The 21,438-nt window shown below is 37.6% G+C and carries 17 protein-coding genes; 4 read left to right on the top strand and 13 right to left on the bottom strand.

All coding sequences use genetic code 11. From position 1 onward, the window contains the following. The 3 genes from I9192_RS00500 to I9192_RS00490 are packed head-to-tail and all read left to right on the top strand — an operon-like array spanning window position 1 to window position 4,265. Window positions 1-1,437 (top strand): sigma-54 interaction domain-containing protein, encoded by a 1,437-nt coding sequence (locus I9192_RS00500; RefSeq protein WP_227567308.1) that lies wholly within the window; start codon window positions 1-3, stop codon window positions 1,435-1,437. Window positions 1,438-1,443: 6 nt separating this feature from the next. Next, the gene (locus I9192_RS00495; protein WP_200150045.1) at window positions 1,444-2,901 is read left to right on the top strand and encodes an NAD-dependent succinate-semialdehyde dehydrogenase; all 1,458 of its coding nucleotides are present in this window, start codon (window positions 1,444-1,446) and stop codon (window positions 2,899-2,901) included. A gap of 26 nt (window positions 2,902-2,927) precedes the next feature. Further along, window positions 2,928-4,265, top strand: a complete 1,338-nt coding sequence (locus I9192_RS00490; protein WP_005034674.1) for an MFS transporter — start codon at window positions 2,928-2,930, stop codon at window positions 4,263-4,265. Window positions 4,266-4,472: 207 nt separating this feature from the next. On the opposite strand, the gene I9192_RS00485 is transcribed toward I9192_RS00490, so the two are convergent. From I9192_RS00485 to I9192_RS00475, 3 genes are read right to left on the bottom strand one after another with little or no spacing between them, the layout of a single operon-like run. Then, window positions 4,473-5,735, bottom strand: coding sequence for an HlyD family type I secretion periplasmic adaptor subunit (locus tag I9192_RS00485; protein ID WP_005033560.1), 1,263 nt, complete (start codon window positions 5,733-5,735; stop codon window positions 4,473-4,475). Beyond that, a complete protein-coding gene (locus I9192_RS00480) occupies window positions 5,732-7,867 on the bottom strand; it encodes a type I secretion system permease/ATPase (protein WP_005033558.1) in 2,136 nt (711 codons plus the stop codon). Before I9192_RS00480 ends, I9192_RS00485 begins: the two co-directional genes overlap by 4 nt. Further along, complete coding sequence (locus I9192_RS00475) at window positions 7,864-9,417, bottom strand: TolC family protein (RefSeq protein ID WP_005034677.1); 1,554 nt, start codon at window positions 9,415-9,417, stop codon at window positions 7,864-7,866. The genes I9192_RS00480 and I9192_RS00475 overlap by 4 nt, the downstream gene beginning before the upstream one ends. A 414-nt stretch (window positions 9,418-9,831) precedes the next feature. Here I9192_RS00475 and I9192_RS00470 point away from each other — a divergent pair, with 414 nt between their 5' ends. After that, window positions 9,832-11,202: a phosphohexomutase domain-containing protein gene (locus I9192_RS00470; protein ID WP_010590921.1), complete on the top strand. Its 1,371-nt coding sequence runs from the start codon at window positions 9,832-9,834 to the stop codon at window positions 11,200-11,202. 52 nt (window positions 11,203-11,254) lie between these two features. On the opposite strand, the gene galE is transcribed toward I9192_RS00470, so the two are convergent. The 10 genes from galE to I9192_RS00420 form a co-directional block, all read right to left on the bottom strand. Continuing rightward, complete coding sequence (gene galE / locus I9192_RS00465; protein ID WP_005034682.1) at window positions 11,255-12,274, bottom strand: UDP-glucose 4-epimerase GalE; 1,020 nt, start codon at window positions 12,272-12,274, stop codon at window positions 11,255-11,257. Between the two features lie 10 nt (window positions 12,275-12,284). Beyond that, window positions 12,285-13,895: a glucose-6-phosphate isomerase gene (gene pgi, locus I9192_RS00460; protein WP_010590920.1), complete on the bottom strand. Its 1,611-nt coding sequence runs from the start codon at window positions 13,893-13,895 to the stop codon at window positions 12,285-12,287. A 17-nt stretch (window positions 13,896-13,912) separates the two neighbouring features. Next, window positions 13,913-15,172, bottom strand: a complete 1,260-nt coding sequence (locus I9192_RS00455; protein WP_005034687.1) for a UDP binding domain-containing protein — start codon at window positions 15,170-15,172, stop codon at window positions 13,913-13,915. 15 nt (window positions 15,173-15,187) lie between these two features. Further along, window positions 15,188-16,063, bottom strand: a complete 876-nt coding sequence (gene galU, locus I9192_RS00450; RefSeq protein WP_005034689.1) for a UTP--glucose-1-phosphate uridylyltransferase GalU — start codon at window positions 16,061-16,063, stop codon at window positions 15,188-15,190. Between the two features lie 24 nt (window positions 16,064-16,087). Further along, window positions 16,088-16,708, bottom strand: coding sequence for a sugar transferase (locus I9192_RS00445; protein WP_005034690.1), 621 nt, complete (start codon window positions 16,706-16,708; stop codon window positions 16,088-16,090). Between the two features lie 16 nt (window positions 16,709-16,724). Further along, window positions 16,725-17,555 carry a glycosyltransferase gene (locus I9192_RS00440; RefSeq protein WP_010590919.1) on the bottom strand — a complete coding sequence of 277 codons (831 nt, stop codon included), beginning with the start codon at window positions 17,553-17,555 and terminating at the stop codon, window positions 16,725-16,727. A gap of 12 nt (window positions 17,556-17,567) precedes the next feature. Continuing rightward, window positions 17,568-18,377, bottom strand: a complete 810-nt coding sequence (locus I9192_RS00435) for a beta-1,6-N-acetylglucosaminyltransferase (protein WP_005034695.1) — start codon at window positions 18,375-18,377, stop codon at window positions 17,568-17,570. 1 nt (window position 18,378) lies between these two features. Then, window positions 18,379-19,422, bottom strand: a complete 1,044-nt coding sequence (locus tag I9192_RS00430) for an EpsG family protein (protein WP_005034698.1) — start codon at window positions 19,420-19,422, stop codon at window positions 18,379-18,381. 27 nt (window positions 19,423-19,449) lie between these two features. Continuing rightward, window positions 19,450-20,289 (bottom strand): DUF707 domain-containing protein, encoded by an 840-nt coding sequence (locus I9192_RS00425; RefSeq protein ID WP_005034701.1) that lies wholly within the window; start codon window positions 20,287-20,289, stop codon window positions 19,450-19,452. 95 nt (window positions 20,290-20,384) lie between these two features. Next, the gene (locus I9192_RS00420; RefSeq protein ID WP_005034703.1) at window positions 20,385-21,431 is read right to left on the bottom strand and encodes a glycosyltransferase; all 1,047 of its coding nucleotides are present in this window, start codon (window positions 21,429-21,431) and stop codon (window positions 20,385-20,387) included. Window positions 21,432-21,438 lie beyond the last annotated feature (7 nt).

The raw sequence follows: 21,438 nt of genomic DNA, 5'->3' as shown, positions 1-21,438 counted from the left end.
ATGAATGAGTTTCTTGCCATGACTTGGGTCAATCTTCTTGCAAACAATTCTAAAGATGCGGATATTTCTTATCAAATATTAACATCGATCATGAATGCCTTAGATGACGGTGTATATATCACCGATCATCTGGGCACAACTTTATTTGTTAATGATGCCTATTTAAAGCTGACACATTTAAATCGAGAAGATTTAATCGATCATCCGATCCAAGACTTGGTCAATCAAGGGGTTTTTTCACGTTCAGTCTCTATGGACGTGATTCAAACTCATCAAAAAACCACCATTTTACAGTCCTTACAAAACCAGACTGAACTACTGGTCACAGGACATCCTGTATTTGATCAGGAAAATCAACTCATTGCAGTCATCACGTCAGTTCGTGATATTACAGTTCTACTTCAAGCGCAAAAAGATCAAAAAGAACTCGAAGATATTCGCAATACACAAAAGAAATATTCAACACGCAAGCTGAATGACAACTATCTGACCAACTTAAGCGACAGTACCAATAAGACCTTCAATCGAGCGAAACGTATCGCACATTCAGATATTAAAATTCTCATTCAGGGCAACACAGGTACAGGGAAAACTGTACTGGCACGTTTTATTCATAAAAACAGCCCACGAAAAGATCAGCCCTTCTTAGAAATTAACTGTGCCACCATGCCAGATGGTTTACTGGAATCTGAATTATTTGGCTATGTGCCTGGTGCTTTTACAGGTGCCTTGCAAAAAGGTAAAAAAGGTTTATTTGAAGTCGTCAACGGCGGTACTTTATTTTTGGATGAAGTTGGCGACTTACCTTTGGCACTGCAAGCAAAATTACTCAAAGTTATTGAAGATAATCGTTTTATTCCAGTCGGTGGTTTTGAATATGTCTACACTGATGTTCGTATTATCTCTGCAACGCATCACGATTTATTAAAACTGGTTGAGCAAGGTAAATTTAGACGAGATCTTTATTACCGCCTTTGCGTCACCTCATTAAAATTAGAAGATTTAAAAAATCGTATCTCTGAAATTGAACCATTGTTAGAACTGTATTTGGCAAATTTCAATAAGAAATATCACACCAACAAACGCTACTCGGCAGAAGTGATCGACTTGGTAAAAGCCTATTCATGGCCAGGAAACATTCGAGAGCTGACTAATTTTGTTGAGCAAACTGTTGTACTGAGCGAGTCGTCCACCATTTTGCCTGAAGACATTCCTGAAGATATACAGTGCGCTTTACATGGTGAATCCCAGTTCAATACGCCCCTTTCGAACTCAGCAGAAACCCTTAAAAAACAAGTGGATGATTTTGAGTTCAAGATCATTTCCCAAGCCCTTGCTGTGTTTAAAACCACACAAAAGGCAGCCCAAGCTTTAGGTATTGACCAATCAACATTGGTTAAAAAACGACAGCGTTATCAGCAACTTTATCAAGAGTAAACCAATATGGATATTGCTTCTTTATCAATCTTTAAACAACAGGCCTATGTCAATGGTGATTGGATCAACTCAACTGATCAACGTCATATCGATGTACAAAATCCAGCGACAGGTCAAGTGATTGCACAAATTCCTGCGCTTACTGTGGCACAGGTTGAGCAAACCATTATTTTTGCTCAAGAAGCATATCTGGATTGGAAAAAGCAGTCCGTCAAATACCGTTCTGACCTCTTAAAAAAATGGTTTGCACTCATCATTGAACACAAACAAGAACTTGCCAGCATCATGACGCTTGAGCAAGGTAAGCCGCTCAAAGAAGCTGAAGGCGAGATTGTTTATGCTGCGAGTTTTATTGAATGGTTTGCTGAAGAAGGTCGTCGTATGTATGGCGAAACGATTCCTGCACCGAGTCAAGACAAGCGTTTACTCACTTTCCGTGAACCTGTGGGGGTATGTGTCGCCATTACACCATGGAACTTCCCTGCTGCCATGATCACACGTAAAGTAGCACCAGCATTGGCTGCGGGTTGCAGTATCATTGTCAAACCTGCTCAAGAAACACCTTTAACTGCACTTGCGCTCGCTTATCTTGCTGAGCAAGCTGGTATTCCCAAAGGTGTTTTAAATGTTGTGACAGGTCATTCAAAAGAAATTGTTGCCCCGTTGACACAGAGTCCAATCGTACAAAAATTAAGTTTTACAGGTTCAACGCCTGTTGGCGCTTTATTGATGGAACAATGTGCACCAACCATTAAAAAACTCTCACTGGAATTAGGTGGAAATGCACCTCTCATCGTCTTTGCAGATGCAGATTTAGACAATGCCGTACAGGGAACCATTGACAGTAAATTTCGAAATGCAGGGCAAACGTGTGTTTGTAGTAATCGCATCTTTGTACATAGCAGTATTTACGATCAATTTATTCTCAAACTCAAAGATAAAGTCTCTCAGTTAAAACTTGGTAATGGGTTAGATTCTGATACAGATCTAGGACCACTCATCAATCAAAAAGCGGTAGAAAAAATTCAGCAACATATTGAAGATGCAATCAGCTTAGGTGGTGAATTGGTTTATGGCGGTCAAGTTTCCACACTAGGGACGCAATACTTTGAGCCAACCATTATCGCCAATGCGCAAGACAACATGCTGTGTTTTAGGGAAGAGACTTTTGCCCCTCTCGCTCCAATTTTTAAATTTGAAAATGAACAAGACGTAATTCAGCGTGCCAATAACACTGAATTTGGTCTGGCTGCCTATATTTTTACTGAAAATCTTCAACGCACATTTAGCGTTGCCGAAGTGCTGCAATATGGCATGGTTGGAATTAATACTGGTTTAATTTCTACCACGGAAGCCCCTTTTGGAGGAGTTAAAGCTTCGGGACTTGGACGCGAAGGCTCAAAACATGGTTTGGATGAATATACCGAATTGAAATATTTATGCTTGGGTAATTTTAAAGCTTAACTTTAATTAAATAAGGACATGATGGAATGGAACAAGTATCAGGAAATACTTCTACACCGCTTGCAAGTGACAGCGCTCCACCGAATATTAAAAAGGTGGTCGGCGCCTCCATGGCAGGGACTGTCGCTGAATGGTATGAATTTTATATTTATGGTATTGCCAGTACTTTAGTGTTTGGTCATTTATTTTTCCCAAATGCAGGAACCACGCTAGACGGGATTATTGCTGCCTTTGCAACCTATGCGATTGGTTTTATTGCACGCCCTTTAGGTGGTCTAGTATTTGGTCATTTTGGTGATAAATATGGACGTAAAAAGCTGTTACAACTGAGTCTATTTTTAGTGGGTGCTTCCACATTTTTGATGGGATGCTTACCCGGTTATAACAGCATTGGCTATATGGCACCTGTGTTATTGATTGTCCTGCGTTTTATCCAAGGTTTTGCAGTCGGTGGAGAATGGGGCGGTGCAATCTTATTGGTGGGTGAACATAGTCCAAATCATCAACGTGGATTTTGGGCAAGCTTCCCACAGTCTGCCGTAAGCGCTGGAAATATTTTAGCAAGCTTGGTGATTTTGGCACTGTCGATGATTCTCTCCAATGAGGATTTCTTGAGCTGGGGATGGCGTGTCGCGTTTTGGCTTTCAACCATTATTATTTTTATTGGTTATTGGATTCGTCGTAGTGTGGAAGATGCCCCTATTTTCCAAGAAGCACTGAAACAAGCTGAGGAAAAACAAGATAATTCTTCTAATTTTAAAGAATTGGTCACCACTTATCCAAAACGTTTAGCGTCTGGATTATTACTCCGTTTAGGTGAAAATACCTCTTACTATATGATCGTGGTATTCACCATCACTTTCCTCACCCTGAAAGTCGGTATTGAATATAAAACAGTGCTGATGATTCTGCTGGCAGCCAATGTTTTCCACTTCTTCACCATGCTTTTCAGTGGCTATTTATCTGACAAAATTGGACGTAAGCCAACCATGATGGCTGGAAATATCGGGTTAATCATCTGGGTATTCTTCTATTTCTCAGCAATTAGCACAGGCAATTACGGCACGATTTTTGTGATGATGTGTATTGGTCTATTGTTCCAAGCGATGGCATACGCCCCTGAATCTGCAACATTGGCGGAATTATTCCCAACCAAAATGCGCTATTTAGGTGTATCTTTTTCTTATCAATTTGCATCAATCTTAGCAGGTTCAATGGCACCGATCATTTGTGCATATTTATTTAAGACTTATGATGCAACATTGCCTATCGAAATTTATATCGCGATCGTTTCATTCATTTCAGTACTTGCTGTAGCAAGCCTAAAAGAATCGAAAGGCATTGATTTAAAAGATGTGAAATAGTTTAAAGCATGGCTCAAACACATTAAATTTTCCAACAAGGAAAGTTTAATGTGTTAAAGGAATACACCTAATTTTATTTGTTTCAACTTTCTGAAATCGACGCTATTCAGCACCAATGTCTAATATAGACACCAATAAAAAACCAATCCGTAGATTGGTTTTTTATTTCCATTGATGTATTTCAATCCATGCTTGATGATCTAAAAATTAACGCTCTCTTAATGCTTCTTTGGCTTTATTGAATGGTTTCAACAAGTATTCAATAATGGTTTTCTGACCTGTGCGAATATCCACTGTAGCCACCATACCCGGCGTAATCGAAAAAGATTTACCTGCCTTATTCACCAGTTTATCTTTATTGGTTCGAATATAGACGCGATAGTAAAACTGATCTTGTTTCACCTCATCACGGATAGTATCCGGTGAAATCACCGTCACTTTACCTTCCAAACCACCATAAATAGAGTAGTCATAGGCCGTGATTTTCACTAAAGCCGGCTGCCCCGGATGAATAAATGCAATATCTCGTGGGGAAATTCGTGCTTCAATCAATAACTGCTCATCAATCGGAACAATGGTCATCAACTTGCCATTTTGCGGTACCACCCCACCAATCGTGGTCACGGCAATTTCTTTGACCACACCACGGACAGGCGCTTTAAAGGTGGAACGTTTGACTGAGTCATTTCGACCTGCCACGATTTGCTGTAACGATTGAATATCTGCATTGGCTTTCGCCAACTCTTCGCGTGACTTTACATAGTAGTCATTACGCTTGTCATTGATCTGATTTTCAAAGTTATTGATATCTCGTTTTAGACGTAATACTTCAACCTCGGATGCCGCACCTTTGGCGACCAATGGTTGAGTCATTTGCAATTCATTTTGCACCAAAGCCAAGGCATGTTTTAACCCCGTGATGGACTCATCCAAATTGGCACGACGAGAGGTATACAGTGCCGTTTCCTCTCGAACCAAGGCTGGTACTGCCAATACATCTTTAGGGAAGCGTAGCGGTGTACCGTTCACTTCCGCCTCTAAACGTGCAGCGGTGGCTTGGGTTGCCAGTAATTTAGTCTGGCTTTCTCCGACTTGTGACTCAAATCGAGTGGGGTCAATCTGAGCAAGAGTTTGTCCTTTTTGTACAATATCACCTTCTTTGACATCCAAACTGGTGAGCACCCCACCATCTAAGGATTGAATAATTTGCTCTTTGGACGAAGGAATTACTTTACCTGTGCCCGTTGAAACTTCTTCCAATTTAAAAACGCATGCCCAAATCAAGAATGCCAATAAGCCCACTGCCACGATCCAAATAATAAAACTGGATTTAGGCAAGGGTGGTTCTGAAAACTTGAGTGCTGAGGGATTACTAGGACGCTTGAGTAGATCGCTCGTCTCACGATCATCGGAGTCAACAGCTGTCGTGCTTTGCAGTTCAATCTTTTGCGGATTTTGTTCTTGGCTCATGCTGAAGCACCTCCCGCATTCGGTTGATGTTGAGGATTTAAAATGGCATCTCTTGGTCCATCTTTAATGATCTTTCCTTCATGTACCACAATAATCCGATCCACCAGTTGTAATACTGCAGGGCGATGGGTGGCCACCACCAAAGTGCGATGACCCAGCCATTGTTTAAGATGTTGAATCAAGACTTTTTCAGAGACATCATCAATCGAGGCAGTGGGTTCATCCAACAACACAATATTCGGGTTTCTCAACAGCAACCGGGTCAGCAACAGTGCTTGTTTTTGTCCACCTGAAAAGCCCACACCTCCCTCAAGAATGGTATGGTCCAAGCCTTCTTTTTTCTGCTCTACGATTTCCAGTGCATTGGTGATTTGCAAAGCACGCACGATTTCTTCATCGGTTGCCAAGGGCGCACCCAAGGTTAAGTTTTCTCGGATGGTCCCAAAGAATAAATGGGCATTTTGATTGAGCAGTGCCATATCTCGGCGAATATCATCAGGATCAAGCAAGGATTGATCGACACCATCCAGACTAATTTTGCCCTGTACAGGCAGTTGCATCCCAGCAAGTAATTGTAAAAGGCTCGATTTTCCTGCACCATTGCGTCCCAGAATCGCCACCTTTTCTCCGACCGCAATTTTGAGTTGCGGTATGACCAAGGTCGGACGTGGGTCATCTTCAGTGTATTTAAACACCACCCCTTTAAAATCATAATCCCCTAACAGCACTTTACGCTGAATCAATTGAGCACGCTCAGGGCGGTCAACCGGTTTTTGCATCAACTCATCTAAACCATTCTTTGCTACTTTGGCTTGTTGCCAACGCCCAAGCACACCCGTCACTTGAGAAATGGGTGCCAGCATCCGTGAAGAGAGAATCGAACACGCCACCAATGCACCCGTGGTCATGTCACCTTTCATCACTGCAAAACAACCGACCAACACCACAATGGCATAGGTCAAGCCCTGGATCTTCTGTGTCCATGCATTTAACCAACCGACAATTTTTCGTTGACGCATGCTGACATCTGCTGAGACTTCATTCATGTGATTCCATTGATTTTGGAATCGGGCTTCAGCACGCAGTAGTTTGATATCTTCGATGCCTTGCACCGCTTCAACCAAAATCGCATTACGAATTGCCGATTCACGCATACCTTCAGTTGCCAATTGTGCCAATTTCTTTTGTACCAAAAAGCCCGGAACAATCATCAGCGGCACCACCAGCAACATCACCCAGAAAATGTTGCCTCCAATCATCCAAAAAATCACCAAGAACAGGAAGAAAAAAGGAAGGTCGGCAATTGCACTGATGGTGGTTGAGGTGACCAATTCACGGACCCCTTCTAGTTCGCGAATCTGCGAAATAAAAGAGCCTGTTGAACGTGCTCGGTCTTTATTGCGAATGCGCAGTGCATGACCAAATACCCGATCTGAAATCTTTAAGTCGGCACGTTTACCGATAATATCGGATAAATAGACCCGTGCAATTCGCAGAACAAATTCAAAGATTGCAGCGATCAGTACGCCACCTGCAAGCACCCACAAGGTCGGAATGGATTGAGACGGCACCACACGGTCGTAAACTTGCATGGAGAAGATAATGGTCGCCAATGCCAAAATATTGGCAATCATTGAAGCTACCATGATGTCGGTATAGCGTTTCCAGTCTTTTAAAACAATGTCCCAGAACCAGCTTTTTTCATAAGGCTTAATGTATTCATCAACACGCGCATCCGGTACAGAGGTTTCAGGTCTAAATATATAGACGCGCTTGGCATGGGCTTGTAGTTGCTGCACACTGAAGCTTTGTGACAGCCCTTGATCACCACTGAGTTGTAGGCTGACATTTCCAGCAGCATCTACTTTCTCAATCACCGCCACCTGACCATCATTCAGCTCAACCACCACCGGCAAGCGCCATGGATTGAGAACATCCGTGCTAAAGTCAGCTTGACGTATATTTAAGCCAACTTGACGGGTAATCAGTGCCAGCATGTCATCAAGATTGTGATATTTATTCCAATCCAGTTGCAGACGAATTTGTTCTTCTGAGGGTTGAATACGATAATGTTGTGCAACCGCGATAATGGCTTGTAACCAGGGTTGATAATTTAATCTATTATTATTCATGGCTGAACTTCAAACCCCTGAATTTGAATATTATTTAAATGATAAGCATGTCTACTCTTTCCGGTTACATTGATAAATAATGCAATCGTGTCATAGATATCAAATCGTGCTGCTTCTCTTTCAATCCTTGAACTTTGGTACGATTGTTCTGAACTGAGTAAATCTAAAATCGAACGTTTGCCGAGTTTGTATTGTTCTTCATACAGCTCTCGGGTTTTGGCGGTTGAGCGTTCTCGGTCCATCAATACCCAAATTTGTTTATCGGTGTTTTCAATACTTTCACGGGCAATTTGGGCTTGATCCATAATATTGAGATAGGTGGCATTCAGCTTGGCACGTGCCGCTTGTTCAGCATAATTTGCTGCTTTAACCTGTGAACCCACTGCACCGCCTTGATAGAAATTACTCGACATCTGTACCCCAATCGAACTGTCGGTATCATTCTCAATTCCAGTATTGGGATTTTGACCATTCAATGCTTTGGTCACCGCACCCACCAAAGAAATGGTCGGATAGACACTGAGTTGAGTTTGTTTCTTTTGGCTTTGTGCCACATCAATTTCAGCCTTTGCGGCAATCATACTGGGGATGGTATTGACTTCGGGGTCGTCATATAGCCCCGATTGCTTGACGAATTCATCAGGAATATTGAACTCAATTTGGCTGACATCAAAACCCAATAAAGTGCGTAACTTTTGTTCTTGCTGTTTAAGAAAATTCTGCTGGGTAATCAGGTAGGAACGAGAATATTCAACATAACTTTGCGCTTGCACAGGGTCTGCATGACTGCTGATGCCCGCTTCTGCTCTTAAACGTGCAATCTCATGTAAGCGACTGACCCCATTAAATTGATCTTGGGCGATTTTTATAATATTACGATATCTCAATAAACCTAAAATATCTCGAGCCGTCTGGGTAGAGATTTCATCAATACTGATCAAGACATTGGCTTGTTCAACCGCCAATTTATTTTGTTGTGTGGTGACACTGCTTTTGACTTTGCCAAAATCATAGAGCAATTGATTGGCTTCAACAGAATATAACTGCCGCCCTTTATCATTTGAGGTGAAGTCACCAGTATTCATGCCAGCTTTTAATTGTGGATAGTATTGTGCCTTGGCGACATCAATATTGGCGTTTTGGGAAGCCAAAGTAGAAATGGTTTGGGCAATATTGGGATTGCGTTTGACAGCGATTTGCACGGCTTCTTCAAGGCTTAAGGTCCGTGTGGGTACTGCATATTGCTGGGCAGTTGGTGGATTTTCCAGATAAAGATTATTTAAAGACGCCTTTTGCCCCAGATAGGGTTTGACCACGGGCAAAGGGCTCGCTGTGCTTTGCTCGGGTTGGTATTCAAAGTCAGCGAGTTGTTTAAGTTGCACGGTACGAAAGGAGGAGTCATCTTTAGGTTTGATTAAACTCGATACACTTTCCTTGATGCCTTTTAAATAGCGGGTGTCTTGTGCATGGCTATTGTTCTGAATCAGAACACATAGACTGATTGCACCCAAGCTTTTTAAAAAAATTATGGGTTTGTGAGTGATTAACATTCCTGAATGGCACCTAATCATGCTTGTAATTATCGGCATTGAATTATTTTGAATTATTTCCTTACTCGATTGCTATTCTACACATTCTAAAATTCAAGCAAATATATATTTCATTTTTTATTGGCTAACTTTGTTAAGAAAAGAGTTTAAATTTCAAAAAGTAAGTCCAATAATTGTGATATTTATCACATGAATTATCAATTTAATAAATATTAATTTTTTATCCATCAAAAATCATGAATCAAAAAATAAACAACCATACTTAAAATATTTTTAAAATGAACAAGAAAAACATAAAAAATTTCAATTTTATAAATCAACCTAAAATTACATCTTCTCATCTCATTTTTTACTTACTTTGAGGTTAAAATGGTGTTTCACTTAAACCCAAGCTTATACAATAGAAAGATGGACATGAATAAACTGACTTGTTTTAAAGCCTATGACATCCGAGGCAAACTTGGTACAGAACTCAATGAAGAAATCGCTTATCAAGTCGGTCGTGCTTATGGGCAAATCTATCAACCAAAAACTGTCGTCGTGGGTTGTGATGTTCGCTTAACGAGCGAAGATTTAAAACAAGCGACGATTCGCGGTTTAAATGATGCTGGTGTAGATGTACTTGATTTGGGGATGACGGGAACTGAAGAAGTTTATTTTGGTGCTTTTCATCTCGATGTACAGGGTGGAATTGAAGTCACAGCCAGCCATAATCCTATGGACTATAATGGGATGAAACTGGTTCGTGAAAATGCCCGTCCGATTAGTGCAGATACTGGCTTAAAAGATATTCAAGCCTTGGCTGAATCCGAACAGTTCATTGAAGTTGAGAAAAAAGGTTCAACGCAAAAATACAATATTCTGCCTGAATTTATTGAACACTTACTCACCTATATTGACCCAGCAAAAATTCGCCCACTCAAATTGGTGATGAATGCAGGCAATGGCGCTGCTGGGCATGTAGTTGATGCCATTGAAGAGAAATTCAAAGCATTAAACATCCCTGTTGAATTTATCAAAATCCATAATCATCCAGATGGTACATTCCCAAATGGTATTCCTAATCCAATTTTGGTCGAAAATCGTGACAGCACTCGTAATGCGGTTTTAATCCACCATGCGGATATGGGGATTGCATGGGATGGCGACTTTGATCGTTGCTTCTTATTTGATGAAAAAGGTCAGTTTATCGAAGGTTACTATATCGTCGGTCTATTGGCACAAGCGTTCTTATTAAAACAATCAGGCGAAAAAATTGTCCACGACCCTCGTCTGGTTTGGAATACTTTAGATATCGTCAATCAGTATCAAGGAACACCTGTCCAATCCAAATCTGGACATGCATTCATTAAAGATGTCATGCGTGAACATAATGCGGTCTATGGTGGAGAAATGAGTGCGCACCACTATTTCCGTGACTTTGCTTACTGCGACAGCGGAATGATTCCATGGTTATTGGCGATTTCAGTGCTATCTGATACACAGCAATCACTTTCAAGCCTTGTTGAAGATATGATTGCGAAATTCCCATGTAGTGGTGAAATCAACTTTAAAGTGAAAGATACTCAAGACACCATTCAAAAGATTTTTGACCATTTTGCTGATTTGAATCCAGCCATTGATCAAACAGATGGGGTGAGCCTTGATTTTGGTGCATGGCGTTTAAATGTACGTGCATCAAACACTGAACCGCTCTTACGTTTGAATATTGAAAGCCGTGCAGATCGTAATCCTAAACCAATGCAGGATTATGTAGATGAATTAACCCAGTTGATTCAGGCTTAGTTTTTTCATCATAAAAATAGGCGCTCAATGCGCCTATTTTCCTTTTACAAGCTTATGATTGGTAACCTGTTGGATTTTGTTTTTGCCAGTTCCAACTGTCTGCTAACATATCTTCGAGGGTATATTTTGCTGTCCAACCGAGTTCTGTAACAGCTCGTGCATTGTTGGCGAATGATGTTGCTACATCTCCCGAACGGCGCGGTGCAATTTCATAAGCGACGGGAACGCCATTCACTTTTTCGAAAGTATTCTTCACTTCAAGTACAGAACAACCGTTGCCTGTGCCAATGTTCCAAGCACGACAACCTTTGGCATTTAAACGATTATTTAGCGCACACAAGTGAGCATTGGCTAAATCAACCACATGGATATAGTCGCGAACCCCTGTCCCATCAATCGTGTCATAGTCATCACCATAGATCGACAGTTTTTCACGACGTCCCACAGCAACCTGAGTGACATAAGGCATTAAATTATTTGGAATCCCTTGCGGATCTTCTCCAATACGGCCACTTTTATGTGCACCCACAGGATTAAAATAACGTAACAAAGCAATCGACCAACGTGAGTCTGCAATGGCTAATTTCTGCAATAATTGCTCAACAATCAGTTTGGTGTAACCATAGTTATTAGAAGGCATACCTGTTGGCATAGTTTCATCTAAAGGAGATATATTGGCTTCATCATAAACTGTTGCTGATGAGCTAAAAACGAGATTAAAAACCCCTGCTCTTTCCATGGCTTGCGCCAACTGTATTGATCCTGCAATGTTATGGTCAAAATAACTCAATGGAATTTGTTGACTTTCTCCCACTGCCTTTAAGCCTGCAAAATGAATCACAGCATCAATTTTATGTGAAGCAAATGCTTGGTCTAAATCATGTGGATCACGAATATCACCTTGGATAAACTCCAAGCGTTTGCCAGTAAGTTCTTGTACCCGCTTGAGTGATTCTTCTGAACTATTCGACAAATTATCAAGCACAACCACATCATGTCCTGCTTCTAGAAGTTCCAAGCACGTATGTGAGCCTATATAACCCGCCCCACCTGTGACCAAAATATTCGCCATACGTTTTTCTCTATTCTTTACCTAGTAATATCTTGATTAAGCCTTGTGTCGAAGCATCTAGTTGAGAAAAGTCTTTTTCTTTTCCACTCAGAATTGGAAGCAATTGATTGGCAATTTCTTTCCCTTTTTCAACGCCCCACTGATCAAATGGATTGATATTCCACATGACCGACTGTACAAAGACTTTATGTTCGTACAAGGCAATCAACATTCCAAGACTATAAGGACTGAGTTCTTGTAATAAAAGTGTAGAGCTGGGTTGATTGCCTTCATATTGTTTATATTCAGGTAAACTCTCCAACTCATCTGCATTTAAAGCCTGATTACCAAAAGCCAATAACCGTGATTGAGCCAAACAATTAGATAAAGCCAAATGATGTTGTTCAATCAATGCTTCTGCATTTTCAGCATAGGTAAATTGGTTAGCATTGTAGCGCTGTACAGGTGCGATGAAATCACAACTCACCGCATGCGTTCCTTGATGGAGCAACTGATAAAATGCATGTTGCGCATTGGGTCCAACTTCACCCCATACGATCGGACATGTTTTTAGCTCAACTTTTTGATTGTTGCGTTGAATGGATTTACCATTCGACTCCATTTCGAGCTGTTGCAAATAGGATGCAAAATATTTCAATCGCCCATCATAGGGCAATACCGCATGGGTTTGGATATCCAGAAAATTATTGTTCCAAACACCCAACAGCCCCATCAAGACTGGAATATTGTGTTGAAATGGTGTCTTTTGAAAATGTTGGTCAATCGCATAAGCACCCGCCAAAAGCTGTTTAAAACCTTCGACACCGATTTGCAAAGCAATCGGTAATCCGATACATGACCACAATGAATAACGTCCACCGACCCAATCCCAAAGCAGGAATTGGTTTTCTGCTGCAATGCCCCATTCAGTCATTTTTTCAGGTTTGGTTGAAACCCCAATAAAATGATGCTGCACGACACTTTTTTGATGACCTAATGCTTTTTCTAACCATTGGCGCACAGTCTGTGCATTGGATAAGGTATCAATCGTCCCAAAAGATTTTGAAGAAATAATAAATAAAGTCGTTTCAGGGCGCAGTTGATGCAACAGTTCAGAAAGCTGACTTCCATCCATCGTCGAGACGAAATGGACTTTTAATGGTTTAGCTGTAGTAACTTTATAATCGGATAAGGCATGGCTGACCATAAGGGGTCCAAGGTCTGATCCACCCACACCGATGTTGACAACATCTTGAATCACTTCACCCGTTGAACCACGACATTGCCCTGCATGCACTTTTTCAACAAGCTGAAACATGCGATCAAGTTGTTGATGCACAGCTTGAGCTAATTTAGGGTAATCTTGATCATGTTTAGGTAAACGCAATGCCCAATGCATTGCCGCCCGACCTTCAGTGTAATTAATCTGTTCTTCTGTAAATAAGCGCTTAATCCATGCACTCAGTTGCTTCGAATCTGCAAATTTAATTAAAGCTTCAAATGCCGCTTGATCAATACGATGCTTACTATAATCAAAACTGAGTTGATCAAAATGAACCGAAAATTTTTCAAAACGCTGTGGGTCTTGCTGAAACAAATCGGTTAAACGTAATTGTTGAACGCTTTGCTGACTTTGATCCATCTCTAATATCGACGTTATCATACGCGCCCCACACCTTGATAAGCAAAACCTTGTCCTTTGACAAATTCTGGATCCCAGATATTACGTCCATCTAGAATAAATGGATGCGCCATTTTCTGCACAAGTTGAGTGTAATCTGGACTCCAATATTGCTTCCAAGCGGTTAATAGGCATAAGGCATGTGCATTTTCGACGGCTTGATATTGATCATGGCACAAGATTAAATCACTGCGCTCACCATAGAGAGCAGATACTCGCTCTAATGCTTGTGGGTCATGGAGTTGAACAATTGCACCTTGTGCCCAAAGTGCAGCAAGCATGGCATGAATTGGAGAGTTTTCGATACTTGAGGTATTTTCTTTAAATGACGCACCCCAAATCGCAACAATTTTACCTGTTAGTTGCCCTTGGTAATAATTCCACAGCTTGCGAAACAAAATTTCCTTTTGCTGTTCATTGATATTCCAAACCTGATCAAGTAATTGGCTCTTTATTCCAGAACCTGCAACCGTGCCTGTGAGGGTTAAAATATCATGAGAAAAATTCTCACCACCAAAACCTACACCAGAAGAGAGATAGCTCGCACCAATTCGATTATCCGCAGCTAAACCTTGTTTTACATTTTGAATATCAATATTGAGTTTTTCTGCCACTTGCGCCATATCATTCATATAGCTGATACGTGTTGCTAACATGCCCGAAATACTCAGTTTGGTAAATTCAGCATCTAAAAATGGCATAAAAAGATATTGGTGTTTTAATTGGAAAAATGGTCTTAACAACTCTTTTACAATTGGTTGGGTCGCCACATGATCGACACCAATGATCACCTGCTTTAGTCCAGTAAAACTTTGAATTGCATTACCTTCTTGAATCGTATCTGGCAAATACGCCCAATGATCGGCAACCAAAATTTCTTTCAGTGTTTCTGTCCCCTCCAAACCAAAGGTTGAACCATTAATCATTAACTTTGGATGTATGATGGGGCTTCGCTTGAGTTCTTCAGCTAATTTTTTGGCTTGATCAAATTCAGACGGGTTAAAACTAAATAAAAAAACTTCACTGTGTAGTTGGAGTTGCTTTACCCCAACCAATTCAATGGCATGATTTTTAATTTGTTTTTGAATCAGCTGATTTAAATCTTCATCTTGGTAATGAACTGAGGACTGTTTTTCAACGCCTACTTGAGGGCACCAATACACATGATGCCCATATTCAGCAAACAAGCCAGCGAGAACGCCAGCTTGAAGTGTTGTGCCAAATACACAAATATTCATATCATACCCAATATTTTATAAATTCAGTTCTTTGATGAGTTGTTTGAATTCGTCACCGAGTTTTGGATGTTCTACACCATAGTGCAATACAGCTTTTAAATAACCAATTTTACTACCACAATCAAAAGTTTGACCTTTCATTCGATAGGCTTCTACATTTTCTATTTTTTGTAATGCTGCGATCGCATCGGTCAGTTGGATTTCGTTTCCTGCACCTTTTGGCGTTTGTTCAAGTAACTGCATAATTTTAGCAGGCAGTACATAACGTCCCACAACAGATAGATTTGAAGGTGCAGTACCAACTGCAGGCTTCTCTACAATACCTTGCATCACAACACTTTCACCTTCTTCAGGCGAGGCTTCAACATCTACAATACCATATTGATCTACCAAATGATCAGGCACAGCTTCAACCATAATTTGTGATGCTTTCGATGAGTTAAAGCGTTGAATCATACGTGCAAGATCATTTTCAGCGCTATTTTCTTTGACTAACACATCTGGTAATAACACAGCAAAATCTTCATCACCAACTACAGATTTTGCACATAACACAGCGTGACCTAAACCCAATGGTTGAGGCTGTCTGACGCTAACCACGCTGACATTGCTCGGTAAAATTTCAGTAATTTCTTTGAGTAAATCTATTTTTTTCTTGTTTTCTAATGTTGTTTCAAGCTCAAAATTACGATCAAAATAATTTTCTATAGATGCTTTTGAAGAATGCGTCACCAAAATAATTTGTTCAATACCTGCTGCCACAGCTTCTTTGACCACATACTCAATGGCAGGGCGATCAACCACAGTCACCATTTCTTTAGGAATAGATTTGCTTGCAGGTAAAAAACGTGTTCCTAAACCAGCAACAGGGAGAATGGCTTTTTTGATCATAACTTAAAACTTCAATATATTAACTTAAGACTTTACTTCATCATTTTTTGCTTCTGTTTCATTCCCTTTAAAAAGAGAAGGACCAACATGACCAGGAGCATTAATCCCCTCACGATTGGTCATAACAGAAACAGTTTTAAACATAATTTTAAAATCGACTAATAAGCTTTGGTTGTCGACATACCAAACATCGCATTTAAAACGTTCTTCATAGTCCAATTCATTACGACCACTAATTTGAGCAAGTCCTGTCATACCAGGACGAACTTCTAAACGACGTGCTTGTTCAGGTGAGTAAAGTTCAACAAACTCTTTCAGCATTGGTCTAGGACCAACGACGCTCATATCCCCTTTGAGCACATTAATCAGTTGAGGCATTTCATCTAAACTGGTTGAGCGTAGTTTTTGTCCAAAAGGCGTGATACGTTGCTCATCAGGTAATGGGTTACCATGAGCATCATTTGCATCTTTCATCGAACGAAACTTCATCATTTTAAAAAGTTTACCGTTCTTACCTGGGCGTTCTTGATAGAAAAAGATCGGAGAGCCTAGGTTTTTGCGCACTTTGTAGGCAACAAATAAAAAAATAGGCGACAAAATTATTAATGCCGTCAATGATATAACTATATCTACCAATCGTTTCATTACTTAATTTACCACTCTATTTTTTAACTTTTTTCCGCAGAAAAGTATTATAAATTTTTCCTAACAGTGAACTAGGTATCAGCCTAAATGCTGATCTTATTAAAAATAGCATATTAGCATGAATTGGATTCTGCAACTTAAGTTGTTTTTTTAAATTTAGTAATTGTTTTTCACTTTTAATATATTCTAAACCTTTACGACGTGCATGCATACCATTACCTACACGCGCATAAAGTACAATATCAGGCAAATTTGCTACCACATAACCAGCACCAATGACACGTAACCAGAGATTGTAATCTTCCATATATAAATGATGTTGATACCCACCTAATTCATTGATTATAGACTTCTTATATGCTACAGTCATATGATTGAAAGGACAACGCTTTTGCGCAAATTTTTGAATTTCGTCATTTGATGTTGGTACAGCTTTTAAAGCTTGAGAATCATTTGGTTCATTTTCAAACTCTAAAACTTGTCCACCAAACAAAACAACATTTGGATTATTATTTATAAATTCAATCTGCTTTTCAAATCGATCAGGAGTACAAATATCATCTGTATCCATACGAAGAACCCATTCATTTGAACAATGCTTTAAGCCTTCGTTTAAAGCTCTACCAAGACCAATGTTTTGCTCTAGCGCAATAACTTTTAAAATATTACCAAGTTCTCTTTGCCAAAATAAAAGACATTGTATTAACTCATCTCCAATTGGACCATCTAATACTAAAACTATTTCGTTGGGATGAGTTTTTTGATTAGTCCAAACGCTTTGAAAGCACTGATTTAAAGATACAGGGCTTTCCTTAAAGTAAAGTGATAATAATAATGAAAATTCCATACTGTACTTCATTTAATTTAGAGAAAATTTTTGCATTTCTTGAAATTCGACTTTTCTTGCAAACCAATAATTTTCTTTTTGGGCTTCCATCAACTGCCTTACAGTTAAAAATATTGGACTAGATCCATGTTGAAAATTAATATCAAATTTAATAAAACGTTTATTACCAAAACTAGAAACCTTATGTAGCATTTCATTTTTTGCAATTAAATATTGAAAAAAATGTTCATCAGGGCAAAGTTTCTTTCTAAAGTATTCTAGATCCTCTGTGGTAATAGACGCAGTTAATATTTGCAATTCATTTCTGCGAATCGAAAACCATTGACTTCCAAAATAGAAAGTTTCACTCGTTGGCAATATACTATCCAATTTCTTATAAAACTGTGTTATTAATTTTCCTAATAATGTTCGCTGATATTTCGTATCTGCATGCAGCATATTAAAACGCATTCTATATTGATGTTTTTTGGAAACATGACATTCAATATAAATATCTGAATTATTCCACTCTAATTTTTTTCCAAGAATTACATCATCACCACTAATTAAATGAAAAAAGGAATTTTCTTGATCATGCCTTAGAGCAAAATTAATTAAATTTAAAGTCGCCTTCACCATAGAAAAGCCAGCCCATGTTATATCAACCCTCTCATTTTCATTTAAAAAAAAGACATTATTTAGCTCTTTAGTTTTAATTAATTTAATATCAGTTTTTTTATCAATATGTATATAAAAATTAGAATCATGACGTTCTTTTGCATAATTATAAATATGTTCGATTGGCTTATGGGCAAGAACCAAGAAAGCATTTTTAGCTAACATACTAGATTTCCTTAAAATAATCAATAAATACATAATCAAGTTGATTTACTAAAATAAAAATCTGAGCAATCAAATAAAGTACAAACAAAATTAAAAACTTTATATCCGTTCTTTTATATGAAAAAATAAAACTAGTTAAAAAAATCTCAGCAAACAAAAAAAACTCTGAGAGACGGGTGCTTAAAATTGCAAAATCATTGAATCCTATACGAATACCCAATCCTACAGCATAGGTCACTAACAAAAAAACTAGAAAAAGACTTTCATTTTTATACAAATTATCTTGGGGTTTATTTTTAAAGAAAAAACAAAGAAATATTTGGAAAAAAATGAATAATAAATAGAATCTTAATGAGGTTAAACGGAAAGGGCTTAAAACCTCCGAATAATCACTATCTGTATAAGATGCTACACGTACAAAATAATCCGGAATAATAAACAATATAGACTTACAAACTAGAATAACACCTATAATTATGCTTATATAAACCAATAAATTACCTCTATATCTTTCAAAAAAAGATTTTGTCAGTAAATATCCAATAAAAAAGAAAACAAATGCAAAAGCTGTTTGATGAAATAAGCAGGCTATAATAAACAACCCTAAACTAGAGTAATACTTTTTATTAAAAAAAAGTAATGCTCCATAGAAAACAAGTGCCGTTGAAAGCCCTTGTCTTATTTGCATAAACTGTTGCATGACAAAGTAATAATTCGTTATATATACTAAAAAAAATACTATTATATTAATCCTAAGATACAATGACACCTTATACAAACAATATAAAATTGAAAAAGAAATTATAAAAAAAACCACACGATAATCATCAAACAAAATAGAAACTATATAGCTTAAATACCCATAACCTATTTCCATACCTGAGTTTGAATAAAATCCACTAACTGAACCTAAATTCATATACTCTAAATTTTCATATACATATTTATAAACTATTGTATCCCTAGTTTTACCGCGAAAAGTGACAATAAAAGCTAAGAAGATGAAAGAAATTAATAATAGTCTATGCCTACGAATTAATAGCATTTATAGAGTACTCACAATAATTTCAGCTTATTTAAAAAGAATTTTTTCAATTGTCTTTTTCCTTTCTTCATAATTATGATTATATTGGCATAAAAGTTTATTCATCTCATCAAAACTCTTATGATTAGAATAAGTTTTGCTTTGAGGTCTATAGCTATGATCTACAGCAACTTCATCAACAATACCTATTTTAAATTTATATTTTTCAGCGATTTTCGGCCAAATATAATCTAATCCCCATCCCATTTCAGCACCGTCAGGAAATGGTAGAACATATTGAAATATTGAGGAATGAAATGAAAAAATAGGACCAATTTCTACAAAATTAGTAACTCTTGCAATGGTATTTCTATTTTGTAAAACAATTTTATGAATATTAAAGCTATGCCTTGTCCTAGAAGGTTGAGCAATTTTTAGGTTATATCTATCCACTATATCAATATACACATCTAAAAACTGATCATGAACAACAATATCATCATCAGTAACTATCAAATAATCATATGTATTTAGCTTAATACCTGAAAAAATTTGATTTAAAAGTTTAAATTTCGGTGTTTTTTCTTTCAAATGTAAAATTGTCGATGATTTCAACTCTTCTGGAACTTCATTACCACCAATTGCGACCCATTTTTGATCAACAGTATGCTCATTTGATTTAGAAAATTGCTCCATCAAATGAATAGCTTGGTTTGGATAATCTGTTAAATAAATGCCTATGAGTAAAATTTTCTTTTTCCCAATAGATGAGTCTATCACAAACTTTTTAGGAACCTCATTTGTCAAGAATTTTTTTTGTTTATTAATCCTATTCAAACCTAAAATAAAATGATGTATTTTATTAAACAATCTTATCGACAAACTCATAAAACCTACCTAACATCAAATTTTAATTCAAAAAGATGAATTAATATTATATCATGATAAAAAATCACATAAAATCGTTCTCATACAATTAATATTTAAAAAAATTTATAGATCTCAGCTTTTAGATCGTAATCATTTTTATCAAATATCTCTTGAATAACTGCTAAGTTCTTCATACTTTTTCGTAAAGGTAATTGATTATTCAATTCATCCAACATGATATATTCATAGCCATAATCCTCAAAATCACCTATTTTTTCTGAGAGTACGATAGGTATAATACCGTAGGTTAAATATTCAATAATTTTTGTCGGACAAGCTACTTGATTCACTAAAATATCATTTCTTAAAACAAAACCATAATGGCTTTTCCTATAGTAATCTTCCAATTCATTAGGTTTTACTGATTTTACTAATAATTGGTTATGGTCTATCTGAAACTCTTTTAATTTTTTTAAAATCTGATTAGGCTCTCCAGTCAATATTGTAAATCTAAACTTATCATCTAAATTCTTCTTTATCGCTTCAAGCATAAGATCTATATTTTGCCAAATTTGTGTATTTCCACTGTATATTATTTCTATCTTATCAGACAAATAATCATTATCATTAATTTCTTTTCTCTTTAAATGACTAGGAATAATTGCATATACAATAAATTGACAACTACTTGATGGATATTTTTTCTTATAATGTGTCACCATTTTATTAGTTACAGCAATACACACGTTTATCTTTTTAAACAATACACGCTCTATAAATCCAGCAACTAATGTATGAATTTTCTTATTCTTCATCATTAACTCTTCAGGAACAACTCCATGAAGATCTAGAACAAAGAACTTATTAAATATTAAAATAAAAAAAATAGAATATATTGCATTATAAATTGATTGTATATATACAAATGAAGATTTATTAAAACAATTTAGTATATAAAAAAAGTGCAACAATATATTACAAGAAACATCTATTCTTAAGCCATTTTTTGAAGCTTTTTTTTTCCAATTATGAAACAAACTTATATCTAAATAAATTCGCTCATCTTTTTGATAAAACTGATCGATACTCGCTACCCTCTGAAAAAAACCATCACGATATTCTGATTCAGTTTGTGGAAATTTACTTAGAAATAATATCACGGCACTA

This window comes from Acinetobacter bereziniae (assembly GCF_016576965.1).
Classification (GTDB): domain Bacteria; phylum Pseudomonadota; class Gammaproteobacteria; order Pseudomonadales; family Moraxellaceae; genus Acinetobacter; species Acinetobacter bereziniae.
The sequence above is the reverse complement of the archived record's forward strand: the minus strand, read 5'-3'. Positions and strand labels throughout refer to the sequence as shown.